The following is a 13,171-nucleotide window of genomic DNA, read 5'->3' as shown; positions in this document are numbered from 1 at the left end:
GGACGCCTTGCTTTGGGGCGCCGCCCCGAACGGTGGCCCTGCGGGCGGTGTCCCGGCCGGGCGGGACAGCCCCCGCGCCCGTACCCGCGCTTGGGCTGCCGTCACCGGCGCGCGCGGTCGCCGTGGCAGGGGCGCCGACCGGCCCGGTCCCCGTGCCGGGGGCGGACTCGGGGCGCGTCGCGCCGCGTGGGACGGGGCACGGGGCCGGGGGCGGGCCGCCCCGGAAGCCGAAGGGGGGCGAGGACACCGCCGGTTCGGGCGGCGCCAGGGCCCACCAGGCGGCGAGGCCCAGTGCCAGGGCCGTCAGGACGGTGGCCGGGCCGCCGATGTCCGCGTACACGAAGTCGACGAGCTGCCACACCAGCAGGCCCACCGCCACCAGCCCGCAGTCCAGGCCGTCCCAGCGGCTGTCCACCAGTCGCCGCAGGGCGCACACCAGCAGGGCGAGCCAGCTGCCCGCGACCGTCAGGAGGCCCAGGAGGCCCTGCTCGCCGAGCACCAGCAGGTACATGTTGTGCGGCGACAGCAAGGGCTGCCGCTGGAAGCCCTGGCCCGCACCGGCCGTGTCGCTGCCCGACGACAGGGCGAGCGAGGCATGGCTGTCCCGGTAGTGGGGGAAGCCCTTGAGCCCGACGCCCGTGAGGGGTTCGGCGCGCCACATCCCGGCCGCCGCGGCCCACATGGTGTACCGGTCGGTGACCGACCGGTCGGGAGCGGCGGCGACCTGCGTGATGCTCGCGGCCCGCTCCTGGACGAGCTGCGAGCCGATGCCCAGCCCCGCCACCAGCACCACGCCCAGCGCGCCCGCCGCCAGCCCCACCCGCACGGCTCGCCGCACCCCGCACAGCGCCAGCAGCAGCGCGCATGCCAGCACCGTCGCGATCCAGGCGCCCCGGCTGAACGACACCACCAGCGGCACCAGCAGCAGCCCGCCACAGACCAGGGCCCACGTCCTGGGCCGGCGCCCCGGCGAACCGAGCACGATCCCGGCCGCCGCGACGATCCCGTACGCCACGACCGTCGCCATCCCCATCACGTCCGTCGCCCCGAACGTCCCCACCGCCCGGACGTCCTCCCCTTGGTACGACGCGCCCGTCCCGGTCACGTACTGCACGACCCCGACCGTCCCCTGCACCAGGGCGAGGCCGATCATCGCCCAGGCGACCACGGCGAAGTCCCGCCGGTCCCGTACCAGCAGCACCACGGCCGCCGGTACGAGGACGAAGACCTGGAGGTACCGGGCGACGCCCGGGAGGCTCGCCGCCGGGTCGTGGGACGCGACGGCCGCGGCACAGATGCCGAGCACGGGCAGGCCCAGCACGACGGCCGCCGTCCGCGACAGCGGCCGCGCCCGGTCCCGTACCACCCGTACGGCGCAGAAGACGACGAGCACGGCGGACGCCGCGTCCGCCACCGTGCCGGTGCCCGAGGCGCCGTGCGGTGGCGGGACGGCGAGCAGCGCGACGACCGCGAGCAGCGGAAGCAGGTGAGCCGGCGGAAGCAGGCGAGCCAGGGGAACCAGGTGAAACCGCATCAGCTGCCCGCCGGGCGGATCAGCGACGCCGCCGTACGCAGCAGGATGCAGATGTCCTGCCAGAGCGACCAGTGGTCGATGTAGTGGTTGTCGAAGCGGCACCGGTCCTCGATGGAGGTGTCGCCGCGCAGCCCGTGCACCTGGGCGAGCCCGGTCAGTCCGACGGGCATCCGGTGCCGCGCCGCGTAACCGGGGTGCAGGCTGCTGAACTTGGCGACGAAGTACGGGCGTTCAGGGCGCGGGCCGACGAGGCTCATGTCGCCGCGCAGCACGTTCCACAGCTGCGGCAGCTCGTCGAGCGACGTACGGCGCAGGAACGTTCCGACGACGCTCATCCGCTCGTCGTGGGCGACGCTCCAGCGGGTCGCGGCCTCCTCGGCGTCGGCGGGGCGCAGCGTACGGAACTTCAGCAGCGTGAACAGCCGGCCGTTCTGGCCGACGCGCTCCTGGCGGAAGATCACCCCGGGGCCGTCCGACAGCCGGATCGCGGCCGCGCACAGCAGCAGGAGGGGGGAGAGGGCGGCGAGCATGAGCCCGGCGACCGTGAAGTCGAGGACCCTTTTCGGCAGCCGCCCCCGGTGCGCGGGCGGCGGGTCCAGGCGCCGGCACGCGTGGCCCCACAGGTGCTCGCTCATGGGCGTTCGGGCGCCGCCGGTGTCACCCACGAGCTGGCCGGCGCAGCCGTAGTGACGCAGCAGAGCGGCGAGTTCCGGCTGTTCGGCGCCGACGAACACCGCATCGCGCACGCTGTTCTGGATGACGGCCCGGTGGATCTCCTCGGGGCTGGTCAGCACCGGAAGTGACGATTCGGCCGGGGCGGGTGGCCGGTGAGTGGCGACGATGCCGACCGGCCGGATGCCGTACTCCGGATGTCTGGCGAGCGTGCCGGCCAGCCGTTGCGCGGCGGGCTCGGGGCCGATGACGAGCGCGGAGCCGGGCTGCGCGCGGGCGGCGGCCCGGCGCCGGTGGTGCAGGACGGCGCGGCACCCGCACACGGAGGCGAGGTGGACGGCGTACGCGACCGCCAGCGCGGCCGGGCCCATGGCGTGCTGCGGGGACTGCGCGGCGAGCAGCGCGGCCGCGGCGCACCAGGCGATGGCCGCGCGCCCCGCGAGGGCGGGCAGCTCGTCGAGTACGGAGGCGATGGCGCCGGGGCGGTAGAGGTCGGCGTACGCGTTGAGCGCGGCGAGGCACGCGGTGAGCTGCATCAGCAGGGCGGCGCTGCGCTGTTCGTGGTCGAGCGTGAGCGCGGCGAGCAGGACGGCGGCGCAGTCGGCGGCGACGAGGGAGGAGACGAAGGGCGGCGCGGGCACCGGGCGGTGCGGCGGCAGGGCCACCCGGTCGGCCCGCCCGCGCGGCTGGACGACAGTGGTGGCCGGGCTGGTGCTTTCCGTGGTCACTGGGAGATCGGCTCCCTGAGCTCGTGGCGTGGCGCGGCGGTCACCTCGCGGTACACGTCCGCGATGGCCACGCCCGCGCGCCGCACGTCGAAGCGACGGAGTACGTGCCGCTGGGCCTGGCGGCCCAGGGCCTCCCGCAGGGTCGGCCGCTGGAGCAGCCCCGCGAGGGCGGCGCCGAGGGCGGCCGGGTCGTCGGGGCGGACCAGGCAGTGCGCCTCGTGGCCCGGCGGCAGGCTCTCGCGGGCACCGTCCACGTCGGTGAGGAGAACGGGGCGCCCGCCCGCCATGGCCTCCAGCGGCGCGAGCGCCATCCCTTCCCACCGGGACGGCTGTACGACGAGGTCGGCGGCCCGATACCAGGGCGCCGGATCTGCGACGGCCCCCACGAACGTCACGGACGGGCCTCCATCGAGGGCCTCGTCGCCCCGCCCAGCGCCCGGCCCGTCACGTCGGCCGCCGCCCCGCGCGAGGTGCCGCCCGCGGACGGCACCGTCGCGCGACTCGTCGCCCAACCTGCCGTCCGGCCCGTCAAGCCCGCCACCACCCCTCCGGCCGCCCGGCTCACCGACCCATCCACCGACCCTCCCGTCACCCCACCCACCAGCCACCCCAGGGGCACCAACCCACCCCGAATCCCGCCCGACACCAACCGGACCCGCGGCCCACCCACCAGCCGCCCCGGAGGCACCAGCCGGACTTGCGGCCCGCCCGGCACCCACCGGACCGGAGTCCCGCCAGGCGCCGGCCCGCCCAGCAGCCTCCCGCCCGGCAGCAGCCCGCCCGAAGCCGACCCACGCACCGTTCCCTCCGGCGGCGATTCGCCCGGCGGCCGCGCGGAGCGAGTCCGCGGCGGGGCCGTCGCCGACGAGGACGAGCCGGGCGTGGGGCACGCGGGCGAGAACGGCGGGCCATGCCGCCAGGAGCGTGTCCTGGCCCTTCTGGCGGCACAGACGCCCCACGCACACCACGAGCGGTGCCGAGGCGGGCAGCCCGAGCGCGGCACGGGCGGCCGCCCGGTCCGGTCCGGTGGTGAACCGGGCGGTGTCGACGCCGTTGTGGACGACGGACCAGGACGCCCGTACGCCCGCGTACTCACCGCGCCGCCGTTCCGCCTCGCTGACGCAGATGACCCGGTCGGTCCAGCGGGCGGCCCAGCGTTCCCACCGCCTGGCGAGCGCGCCGGTGACCCCGTCGACCGCCTCGAACGACCAGGCGTGCGGCTGGTAGACGGTGGGCACGCGGCCCCGTACGGCGATCCGGGCGGCCAGCCCGGCCTTCGCACTGTGCGCGTGCACCAGGTCGGGGCGTACGAGCTCGACGAGCTCGGCGATCCTTCGGCTCTCGACCACCAGCCGTGGACCCGGCTCGCGGCCCGCCCGCCACGGGTGCACCTCGGCGCCCCGCGCGCCGGCCGCCACCGCCAGCGGCGTACCGGGCGGGCAGGCGACGGCCACCCGCATTCCCAGGTCCACCTGTGCGCCGACCACGTCGGTGACCACCCGGGCCACCCCGCCGTCACCCGGCTGGACAACATGCAATGCGGTGAGTGGGGGACGCACGCGTGACCCTTTCTACGAAACCTTCTACGAAGCGGGTGGCAGGGAGGGGTCGGCGCTTTGCGGCGCGCGGCGAACGTCAGCGGCGCGCGGGATGCCGACCGGTCCGGCTCGTCGTCGGGAAATGCGTGGTGTCGGAGTTCGGCGCGACGTAACAGCGCTGAGCTGGACCGCGCCGCACCGTAAGAACCTTCGAATTCCCCATACTGGTTCTCCGCTTTGACGAGTGAGGACCGCGCACAGATGATTCCCGCTGGAAGAGAGCGGAAGCAGCGGGACAAACGTTACAACTCAACAAACACAATCAGTGGCATTTGAGTCACGACCGGAGCAACTTTCTTATTTTCACGTCTCGTTCATGGTGTGGCGTGTCGCCCGCGAACGCCCCGGCGAATGTGTCACCCATTCGGTCGCGCAACCGGCGAAATGCTCGGGCGTTGTTGGTGTAGCCGGCCACGTCGGCCGCTTTGCCTCACCAACCTAGGAGTTCGTCACCATGTCCCGTATCGCGAAGGCAGCCGTCCTGACCTCCGCCGTCGCCGCCTCCGTCGCCGGTGCGACCGGCGTCGCGCACGCCGACGCCGACGCGGAGGCCGCGGCAGTGAAGTCCCCCGGTGTCATCACCGGCAACGTGATCCAGGTGCCGATCCACATCCCGATCAACCTGTGCGGCAACACCATCGACATCATCGGCGCGCTCAACCCCACCTTCGGGAACGTCTGCATCAACGACTGAGACAGCACGCCGCGCGCACAGCCGGCGCGCGCGAAAAGATGCGCCACCCCCATGGGGGTGGCGCATCTTTTCATGTGTCCACACAAGGGCAGGCCACCCTATCGGCGGCGCGCCCCCGCCGCCCGGAGACGGAGCGCCGGTCTCTTCTCCCGGCAGGTCAGGCGGCCCGATTCACCCGTCGGGCCTATTCACACGTCGACACGCATGCGTTTGCGGGCCGCAATAAGCGGACTCACGGTGATGTCACGTTCTCGACGCATCACTGGAAGGACAAGGCATGCGTCTCCTGACACCCCGCCGTGTGGCGGTCACCGCGCTCTGTGCCGCGCTCACGCTCGGTACGGCGGGACCCGCCATCGCCCACTCCACCCACCAGCCCGCCAAGGAGCAGCAGGCCAAGGCGCCCGAGGACATCAGTGACATCCTCGGCTCGATCGGCAGCGTGCTCGACTCCGTTCTCGGCACCCTCTCGGGCACGAGCAGCGCCCAGACGCTCCCCGCCACCGACATGAGCCAGCAGATGAAGGACCTCACGGCCGCCATCGAGGCCCTGAAGAAGGCGGTGGAGGAAAAGAACACCGCCGCCACCGGCACTGGCACCGGCACCGGCACCGGTATGACGGCCGACGACATCTCCATGGACATCGTGGATACGGACACCACCTCGGACACCACCATGGACGGGGACCTGGACAAGGCCCTCGCCACGATGGACAAGGCGATCGACGACATGGTCGCCGCCGCGGTGAACGGCCAAGGGGCCACGTCGGCGTCCCAGATCCAGGCAGCCACCAAGAACCTGGTCGACACGATCATGCGCGACGTCGCCAAGATGACCGGTACGCCGACGACGGGCATGAACCCCCTCCCGGCCGTCACCCTCCCGGCCACCACGCTCCCAGCCACCGGCCTCTAGGCCCCCGCCCCCGGTCTCCCCGGCCCCCGGACGGCCGTGCCGCCTCAGCCCGCTCCCGCATCCCCCCGGCTGAGCCGACACGGCCGTCGGCCTTCCCTCGTCCTCGCCCTCGCACGTTGATCTGAGAATAGGATCGATTCGTATCATTCGGGTGCAGTGCCGAGAATTCACGGCTCGCGGAGTTTCCCCCACGCGGAGGGCTCGTTACAGAAGACAGAGCGCTGCACAGGTGATCTCAAGTGGCCTGTGATGTGCGTGAGTTGCAGCGAACAGACGCCATTCCAGGAAGGACTCACCCCAATGAAGCCCACCAAGGTTGCTGCGGTCGTCGCCGGTTCCGTGATGGCTCTGGGCGCGGCCGCGCCCGCCTTCGCCGTCGACAGCCTCACCCCCTCCAGCCTCAACGGAGGAGTCGAAGCCCTGGGCAAGCGCGGTCTGACCGAGGCAGTTCCCACCGACGCGGTGGGCAAGGTGACCAACGGCAAGGCCGTCGACAAGGTGCAGGACGCCGCCGGTGGGCTGGAGCCCGCGAAGGACACCGCGCAGCCGCTCCTGGGCGGGCTGCCCGCGCTGGGCAAGTAATACGCCCGGCGAATACGCCTGCAATACGCTCAGCAATACTCCCAGCAGTGCGCTGGGAGAGTATGACGTCGTACGTGACGCTGCCGGGGCCGACGGGAAACAAGGAAGTTTCCCGTCGGCCTTTCGGCATGCCCGGGCGCCGGCCCGCCGTCACCCGGCGGGCCGCATTGCTGCAATCAGGCGAATTCTGACGCACTTCTCGGCGCGTGCTCGTTCTTTGAGGCAGCACCGTACTCATAAGCCCGGGAAGGCGTACGCAGCAATGAACCTGAAATCTCAGGCCAGCATGGGGTTTGTCGTCACCTGCCTCGCATCGGCGGCGATGGCGTCGCCCGCGGCGGCGGCCGCCACCGTACCCGTCGCACCGGTGGACGTGCCCCTGCACGGTCTCGGAACCGTACTCCCGGAGACGCCGACGCTGCGTACCGGTGTCCCCATCCCCCTGACGGGAGCGCCCATGGGGCTCACCGCGCACGGGAAGGGCCAGGCCCAGCCCGTGCTCCTGCCGCAACTTCCCGTAGCGACGGGCGTCCCGGAAACGCTGGTCAGCGCACCGCTGCCGAACGTCGTGGAGGGCGAGCCGACCGGCCGGGCACTGATCTCGGCCCCCGCCTCGGCCATCCATGCCACCACGCCGGGCGCGATCCTCGGCCTCCCCATCACCCTGCCGCACGCCGAGTCACTCGGCCTGCCGGGCCTCAAGCTGCCGGAGGCCGGCTTCCTCGCGCCGACGGTGACCGGAGCCCTGGACTCGACGCTCGGCCTGGCGCAGCAGGAGAACTGACCCGCGCCCCCGCCCCACTCCCTTTCCCGCACTCCCCTTTCCCGCACTCCCTTCACACGGCCAAAAGGGCGAACCCTGCGCCACGACCGGCTGTTGGAGTGGCGCGGCCGTTACCCGGCCTGAAAAGCAGCGTTGTAGGGGAGTGACGACCGCAGGTCCGCGGTCGGATTTCCACGTACAAGGAGATTTTGATGTCTCGCATCGCGAAGGCTGCCGCCGTCATCGTCGGCACGGGCGCTGTCGTCCTGAGCGGATCCGGCATGGCCGTGGCCGGCGCCGACGCCGACGCCGCAGTTGTCGAGTCCCCCGGTGTCATCTCCGGCAACGCGGTCCAGGTCCCGATCGACATCCCGATCAACCTGTGCGGCAACACCATCGACATCATCGGCCTGCTCAACCCGGCGTTCGGCAACCAGTGCGCGAACGTCCAGCACAAGGACCACAAGGGCGGCTACGGCGGCTGAACCCGACCGCGCGTACGGCCCCCCGGCCCACCGGCCGGGGGGCCGTTCCGCGTCCGGGCGGCCGTCACGCGTAGCGGTAGACGCGGTGGTGGTCGGCCACGTCGGCGGGGGTGACCTCGAACGGCGGCATCCGCTCGTCGAGGGCGACGACCCGCCGGTGCTGGGCGGAGCCCGGCGGGGGCGGGGTGGCGGGCAGATAGCCGGCCCGGGGGTTCTTGCTCTGCCAGCGCGACCAGATCAGGTCGATGAAGGAGTGGTGGAGCCAGAAGACCGGGTCGTTGACGGACGCGCCGCCGAGCATCAGCCCGCCGACCCACCGGTGGACGCGGTTGTGGTTGCGCCAGCGGCCGTTCCCGCTCTCCCGGGTCCAGCCCTCCAGCGCGTTGCGGAAGCCGGTGCGGCTGGTGGAGTCCCACGGGGCGGAGTCGTAGACCGTCTCGGCGGTCGCGCGTGCGAGCTCCTGCCGGGTGGGCAGGTCGATGGGGTTGGCCGGGTTGCCGAAGTTACGGGTCAGGAAGGGGCTCTCGGTCACTCCGACCGTGATGGGCCAGTTCCCCTTGGCGTACGCGAAGGGCCCCGTCATCACCTGGCGGTCGCCGCGCCGGCCGTTGCCGCCCATGAAGTCCTCGCCCCACAGGGACGCGGCGGGGGTGTTGTCGCGGGTCCAGTCCCAGTAGGGCACGGTCACCGTCGGGTCGACGCTCCTGAGGGCCCGCTCGAACTCCAGCAGGTACTGCCGGTGCCAGGGCAGGAAGGACGGCGCCATGTGCGCGACCCGCAGATCGTCGTCGCCGTCCGCGGTGTAGTACCTGATGTGCGTACGGACGAAGTCGTCGTACCGGCCGCTCCGCTTCAGGGCCAGCACGGCGCTGACGAACTTCTTCCGCTCGGCGCCCGTCAGGTCGCGCTGGTTCTTACGTACGTACGCCATGGTGTGCTCCTGGGGCCAGTTGGGCGGAGCCCAGCTCGTCCACGGCGGCGCGGGCGGCCGCGAGGGGTGTGGGGTACGACTGGTAGTGGTCGACGAGGGTGAGGTAGCCGCCGTCGGCGCACCGCATCAGATGCAGGGGCCGGCCGTCGACCCGTACGTCGAACCGGCTCCCGGCCACCGGGCGTACCTGGATGTGCCGGCCCCGGTACATCTCGTCGGACTCCCCCGTGGATCGCCGCGCCGCCCCGGCGCTTGGCGTGGTGGCGACATGGGCGAGCGACCCGCCGGTGAACGCGGTGACGGTCAGCGTGAACAGCGCCCGCAGAACGGCGCGGCGGCGCGGCAGGAGGCGGGGCAGCGGCGGTCTGGCGATCATCGATCGGGCTCCCTGCTCGTCATGGCTCCCACCGGGCACAACGACCCCGCTCGCGAACCGTTCCGCAAGGACGTCACCGCATCCCTTACCCGGCCAGGTGAATCAGAGGCCCGCGTATCGGCCGAACGGGTGGAAACGCACCCGGACGCGCCGGAAGGCACCACTACCATCCGGCAGCATGACTTCTTCCACCGCCGTGACGCCGGGCCGGCAGGAATCCCTTCTGGGCACCCTCGCCGTGATCGCCTGGGCCAGCAAGCCCGAGTCCGACGCCGACTCACCCGTTACGCCGTTCCTGATGGTGTACTCCCTCGGGGACGGCCGTGACGGTCCCGAGGCCGGGGCGGACGCGCTGCGTTCCAAGCTGGAGGAGACCGGCCTGTCGATCGGTGACAAGGTGACGGACCTGTCCCGCGAGACCCGGATCCCGATCACGCTGCTGGTGGAGGCCGAACAGGCCGTCCTCAATCTGCCCTTCATGAAGGTGCAGTGCCCGGTGCAGCCGGAGTGGGAGAAGGCCGCCCACGAGAGCGGCACGGCCTACCTGATCTGCGCGCTGCTTCCGTGGCCGGAAGCCGTGCAGGGAAAGTCGGTCAGCGAGGAGGAGTTGCTGGCGTTCCTCGGCGACGACGACCTGGTGGCGAAGAGCGCCCACTGCCTGCTGCCCGTGCGCAGGGTGCGTACCTGACGACTGTCAGCTCGAAGGGGCCCCGGCGGATGGTGTGTTGACCCCTACCGCCGGGACCCTTCCCTCGTTTCGGTGGAAGAAAACGGGGAAAACTGCGACGAAAGGATTCGGCGTGTAGCGTCGCCGCCATGACGATGACGCGCGTGGAGGGCGAGGCGCCCCTCGCCCGGGACGAGGTTGCCGAGGAGCGGGACACGACGGTCGGCGCGGGCCGGGCGTTCGCGTGGATGCTGGTGGCCACCGGTGCGGTGGGGCTGCTGGCGGCATGGGTGATCACGCTCGACAAGTTCAGGCTGCTGGAGGACCCGAACTTCACTCCGGGCTGCAGCCTGAACCCGGTCGTCTCCTGCGGCAACATCATGAAGAGCGAGCAGGCGTCGGTGTTCGGGTTCCCCAACCCGATGCTGGGGCTGGTGACGTACGGCATGGTGATCGCGATCGGCGCGGCGCTGCTGTCGGGGGCGCGGCTGCGGCGCTGGTACTGGCTCGGGCTGAACGCCGGGACGCTGTTCGGGGTCGGATTCTGCACCTGGCTGATGCACCAGTCGCTCTACACGATCAACTCGCTGTGCCTGTGGTGCTGTTCGGCGTGGGTCGCGACGATCGTCATGTTCTGGTACGTGACCTCGCACACCGTACGCAAGCGCCTGCTGCCCGCCCCGGTCGCGGTGCGCGGCTTCTTCGGTGAGTTCACCTGGGTGCTGCCCGTGCTGCACATCGGGATCATCGGGATGCTGATCCTGACCCGCTGGTGGGACTTCTGGACCAGCTGATGTGACGGCTTGCCTGTCCTCGCGATCGCCCGCCAGGGCCGAGACCTGGGCCGAGGCCGCGAAGACGGGCGGTTGGACCGGCCGGTGCCGGCGTACATCTGGTGCCCGCCGGCACCCATGACAAGATGCCGAATCACCAGTTCCACCGTGACGGCCGGCGCTCCGACGGGACCTCTCGCCTGAAGCCGGTCTTCGATTACGCGCTGTGCCACCAGTACACCCGCTGAGAAGCATGCCGATTGAGCCGGACAGGAAAGATGGCATGGACACCGAGCCCACGGTCGGCATACGCATCATTCGCCGGGCGCTGGGACTGGCCTTTCTGGCCTTCTTCCTGATCGCGTCCGTAGTCGCGGGAAGTTTCGCCGGGTGGGGGCTGGGCGAGCGGACGACCGTGGAACGGATCCAGGACGCCGTTCCCTCCCTGTTGATGTCACTGACGTGGGGGGCCGTCGCCATCGCCGGTTTCCGCCTGCTGCTCGGCCACCGCCTGCTCTCCCGGTGGCTCGCTTGCGCCCTTGTCATCCCGGCGTCCGCGGCGCTGCACGCCGCGGACGTGCTGTAGAGCGGGCCGGCACCCCAGGCAGCGTCAATCCCGCGCCCGAGGTCGGCCGCCCGACGCCGTCGGCGTATCCGCCGAGCGAAAAAGCCCAGCTCAGACTGAGTCTGAGCTGGGCTTCAGCTGAGCCGCCTTCGGGATTCGAACCCGAGACCTACGCATTACGAGTGCGTTGCTCTGGCCAACTGAGCTAAGGCGGCATGCCGTGCGATCCCCTGTCGGGTGCAGCAGCGGGGACAAGTCTACACAGGTCCAGGGGGTGCCTCGCACACGAGTCGGTGGCGGCTCAGCGGCGGCTCAGCGGCAGCGCTTGCCGGACGGGGGGACCGTGCCGTCGAGGAGGAAGGTGTTGATCGCGGTGTCGATGCAGTCGCTGCCGCGCCCGTACGCCGTGTGGCCGTCGCCCTCGTAGGTCAGGAGCCTGCCGGAGGAGAGCTGGGCGGCGAGGGACTCGGCCCACTTGTAGGGGGTCGCCGGGTCGCGGGTGGTGCCGACGACGAGGATGGGCGGGGCGCCGTCGGCGTGGATGCGGTGGGCGGTGCCGGTGGCCTTGGTGGGCCAGTACGCGCAGTTCAGGGAGGCCCAGGCCAGGCCCGCGCCGAAGACCGGGGAGGCCTTCTCGAACGACGGGACGGCGGCGGCGACCTGGTCGGGGCCGGTGAAGGCGGGCGGCTGGTCGAGGCAGTTCACGGCGGCGTTGGCGTACATCAGGTTCGAGTACGTGCCGTCCTCCTCGCGCTCGTAGTAGCTGTCGGCCAGGGCCAGCAGGGCGGACCCCTCGCCGCCCATGGCCCGGGTCAGAGCCTCGCGCAGCTGCGGCCACGCGGACTCGTCGTACATGGCGGCGATCACGCCCGTGGTGGCCAGGGCCTCACCGAGTCGGCGGCTCTCGCCGGTCGGGACGGGCTCGGCGTCGAGCTGGGCGAAGAACGCCTTGAGGCGGGCGGCGGCGTGGGTGGGCGACTCGGTGCCCAGCGGGCAGTCGGTCTTCTTGACGCAGTCGGCGGCGAAGGACCGGAAGGCCGTCTCGAAGCCGGCCGTCTGGTCGCGGTTCAGCTCGGCGGTCGGCAGGGACGGGTCCATGGCCCCGTCCAGGACGAGCCGGCCGGCGCGGGTGGGGAAGAGTTCGGCGTACGTCGCCCCGAGGAACGTGCCGTACGAGGCGCCCACATAGGTGAGCCGCCTGTCGCCCAGCACTTCGCGGAGGATGTCCATGTCGCGGGCCGACTCGACCGTGGATACGTGGGGCAGGATCCGGCCGGAGAGCTTCTGGCAGCCGGCCGCGAAGTTCTTGAAGGAGGCGGCGAGGCGGGCGATCTCGTCACGGTCGTCGGGGGTCTGGTCGACCTGCGTGTACGCGTCCATCTGCCGGCCGTCGAGGCACCGGACGGGCTCGCTGCGGGCCACCCCGCGCGGGTCGACCGCGACGATGTCGTAGCGGGCGCGGACGGGGGCGGGGTAGCCGAGGCCCGCGTACCCCTGGAGGTAGCCGACGGCCGAGCCACCCGGGCCGCCCGGGTTGACCAGGAGCGAGCCGAGGCGCTTGCCGGGGCCGGTGGCCTTGAACCGGGACACGGCCAGCTTGATCTGCTCGCCGCGCGGCTTGGCGTAGTCGAGCGGGGCCTTCATGGTGGCGCACTCGAAACCGGGGGCGCCGCATGCGCGCCAGGTCAGCCGTTGGCCGTAGTACGCCCTGAGCTCCTCGGTCGAGGCGACCGAGGCCGAGGCCGGGGCGGAGGCGGCCGGGGTCGAACCCCCGTCCGTGCAACCGGCCATGAGCAGGCCGAGGAGCGAGAGGGCGACGGCGGACGTGCGGAGGAGGCGGCGGGAGTCCATGACCGGAGCGTATCCGGACGTTCACCGCTTGTGGTC

General features: G+C 71.9%; 13 protein-coding genes, 1 tRNA gene and 1 pseudogene. 8 read left to right on the top strand and 7 right to left on the bottom strand.

Translation table 11 applies throughout. The features are described 5' to 3' along the window. Positions 1–262: 262 nt before the first annotated feature. From AMK26_RS25080 to AMK26_RS35850, 3 genes and pseudogenes are all read right to left on the bottom strand, one after another. Positions 263–1,534, bottom strand: a pseudogene (locus AMK26_RS25080) (O-antigen ligase family protein); the annotation flags it as partial. After that, on the bottom strand, positions 1,534–2,934 hold the full coding sequence (locus tag AMK26_RS25075) for an exopolysaccharide biosynthesis polyprenyl glycosylphosphotransferase (protein ID WP_073756943.1): 1,401 nt from the start codon (positions 2,932–2,934) through the stop codon (positions 1,534–1,536). The pseudogene AMK26_RS25080 and the gene AMK26_RS25075, both read right to left, overlap by 1 nt. Then, positions 2,931–4,433, bottom strand: a complete 1,503-nt coding sequence (locus tag AMK26_RS35850; RefSeq protein WP_241838051.1) for a glycosyltransferase — start codon at positions 4,431–4,433, stop codon at positions 2,931–2,933. The genes AMK26_RS25075 and AMK26_RS35850 overlap by 4 nt, the downstream gene beginning before the upstream one ends. Positions 4,434–4,986: 553 nt before the next feature. On the opposite strand from AMK26_RS35850, the gene AMK26_RS25060 reads away from it, so the two are divergent. From AMK26_RS25060 to AMK26_RS25040, 5 genes are all read left to right on the top strand, one after another. Next, positions 4,987–5,226: a chaplin gene (locus AMK26_RS25060; RefSeq protein WP_073756942.1), complete on the top strand. Its 240-nt coding sequence runs from the start codon at positions 4,987–4,989 to the stop codon at positions 5,224–5,226. Between the two features lie 277 nt (positions 5,227–5,503). Continuing rightward, positions 5,504–6,142: a hypothetical protein gene (locus AMK26_RS25055; protein WP_073756941.1), complete on the top strand. Its 639-nt coding sequence runs from the start codon at positions 5,504–5,506 to the stop codon at positions 6,140–6,142. Positions 6,143–6,442: 300 nt separating this feature from the next. Then, entirely contained in the window at positions 6,443–6,724 is a 282-nt protein-coding gene (locus tag AMK26_RS25050; RefSeq protein ID WP_073756940.1) for a hypothetical protein, read from the top strand. A 262-nt stretch (positions 6,725–6,986) separates the two neighbouring features. After that, a complete protein-coding gene (locus AMK26_RS25045) occupies positions 6,987–7,508 on the top strand; it encodes a hypothetical protein (RefSeq protein ID WP_073756939.1) in 522 nt (173 codons plus the stop codon). A 191-nt stretch (positions 7,509–7,699) separates the two neighbouring features. Then, the gene (locus AMK26_RS25040) at positions 7,700–7,972 is read left to right on the top strand and encodes a chaplin (RefSeq protein WP_073756938.1); all 273 of its coding nucleotides are present in this window, start codon (positions 7,700–7,702) and stop codon (positions 7,970–7,972) included. A gap of 64 nt (positions 7,973–8,036) precedes the next feature. Here the strand turns inward: AMK26_RS25040 and AMK26_RS25035 are convergent, their stop codons facing one another. Then, positions 8,037–8,903, bottom strand: a complete 867-nt coding sequence (locus AMK26_RS25035; protein WP_073756937.1) for a tyrosinase family protein — start codon at positions 8,901–8,903, stop codon at positions 8,037–8,039. Further along, positions 8,887–9,279, bottom strand: a complete 393-nt coding sequence (locus AMK26_RS25030; protein ID WP_073756936.1) for a tyrosinase family oxidase copper chaperone — start codon at positions 9,277–9,279, stop codon at positions 8,887–8,889. The genes AMK26_RS25035 and AMK26_RS25030 overlap by 17 nt, the downstream gene beginning before the upstream one ends. A 178-nt stretch (positions 9,280–9,457) precedes the next feature. On the opposite strand from AMK26_RS25030, the gene AMK26_RS25025 reads away from it, so the two are divergent. The 3 genes from AMK26_RS25025 to AMK26_RS25015 all read left to right on the top strand — a co-directional run bounded on the left by AMK26_RS25025 (position 9,458) and on the right by AMK26_RS25015 (position 11,305). Beyond that, positions 9,458–9,967 (top strand): DUF5949 family protein, encoded by a 510-nt coding sequence (locus AMK26_RS25025; RefSeq protein ID WP_073756935.1) that lies wholly within the window; start codon positions 9,458–9,460, stop codon positions 9,965–9,967. A 134-nt stretch (positions 9,968–10,101) separates the two neighbouring features. Further along, the gene (locus AMK26_RS25020) at positions 10,102–10,740 is read left to right on the top strand and encodes a vitamin K epoxide reductase family protein (protein WP_079277817.1); all 639 of its coding nucleotides are present in this window, start codon (positions 10,102–10,104) and stop codon (positions 10,738–10,740) included. 262 nt (positions 10,741–11,002) lie between these two features. Then, entirely contained in the window at positions 11,003–11,305 is a 303-nt protein-coding gene (locus AMK26_RS25015; protein ID WP_073756934.1) for a hypothetical protein, read from the top strand. A 120-nt stretch (positions 11,306–11,425) separates the two neighbouring features. Here the strand turns inward: AMK26_RS25015 and AMK26_RS25010 are convergent. Continuing rightward, positions 11,426–11,499 (bottom strand) — tRNA-Thr (locus tag AMK26_RS25010). 97 nt (positions 11,500–11,596) lie between these two features. Next, positions 11,597–13,135 carry an alpha/beta hydrolase gene (locus tag AMK26_RS25005; protein WP_073756933.1) on the bottom strand — a complete coding sequence of 513 codons (1,539 nt, stop codon included), beginning with the start codon at positions 13,133–13,135 and terminating at the stop codon, positions 11,597–11,599. Positions 13,136–13,171 lie beyond the last annotated feature (36 nt).

The organism is Streptomyces sp. CB03234, assembly GCF_001905885.1.
In the GTDB taxonomy this organism is placed as follows: Bacteria; Actinomycetota; Actinomycetes; order Streptomycetales; family Streptomycetaceae; genus Streptomyces.
This window is presented reverse-complemented; position numbering and strand designations above follow the sequence as displayed.

What these genes read in the sequence shown, in the direction of transcription:
- AMK26_RS25060 (WP_073756942.1), top strand. Translation starts at nt 4,987, where the DNA reads ATGTCCCGTATCGCGAAGGCAGCCGTCCTGACCTCCGCCGTCGCCGCC.
- AMK26_RS25055 (WP_073756941.1), top strand. Translation starts at nt 5,504, where the DNA reads ATGCGTCTCCTGACACCCCGCCGTGTGGCGGTCACCGCGCTCTGTGCC.
- AMK26_RS25050 (WP_073756940.1), top strand. Translation starts at nt 6,443, where the DNA reads ATGAAGCCCACCAAGGTTGCTGCGGTCGTCGCCGGTTCCGTGATGGCT.
- AMK26_RS25045 (WP_073756939.1), top strand. Translation starts at nt 6,987, where the DNA reads ATGAACCTGAAATCTCAGGCCAGCATGGGGTTTGTCGTCACCTGCCTC.
- AMK26_RS25040 (WP_073756938.1), top strand. Translation starts at nt 7,700, where the DNA reads ATGTCTCGCATCGCGAAGGCTGCCGCCGTCATCGTCGGCACGGGCGCT.
- AMK26_RS25035 (WP_073756937.1), bottom strand. Translation starts at nt 8,903, where the DNA reads ATGGCGTACGTACGTAAGAACCAGCGCGACCTGACGGGCGCCGAGCGG.
- AMK26_RS25030 (WP_073756936.1), bottom strand. Translation starts at nt 9,279, where the DNA reads ATGATCGCCAGACCGCCGCTGCCCCGCCTCCTGCCGCGCCGCCGCGCC.
- AMK26_RS25025 (WP_073756935.1), top strand. Translation starts at nt 9,458, where the DNA reads ATGACTTCTTCCACCGCCGTGACGCCGGGCCGGCAGGAATCCCTTCTG.
- AMK26_RS25020 (WP_079277817.1), top strand. Translation starts at nt 10,102, where the DNA reads ATGACGCGCGTGGAGGGCGAGGCGCCCCTCGCCCGGGACGAGGTTGCC.
- AMK26_RS25015 (WP_073756934.1), top strand. Translation starts at nt 11,003, where the DNA reads ATGGACACCGAGCCCACGGTCGGCATACGCATCATTCGCCGGGCGCTG.
- AMK26_RS25005 (WP_073756933.1), bottom strand. Translation starts at nt 13,135, where the DNA reads ATGGACTCCCGCCGCCTCCTCCGCACGTCCGCCGTCGCCCTCTCGCTC.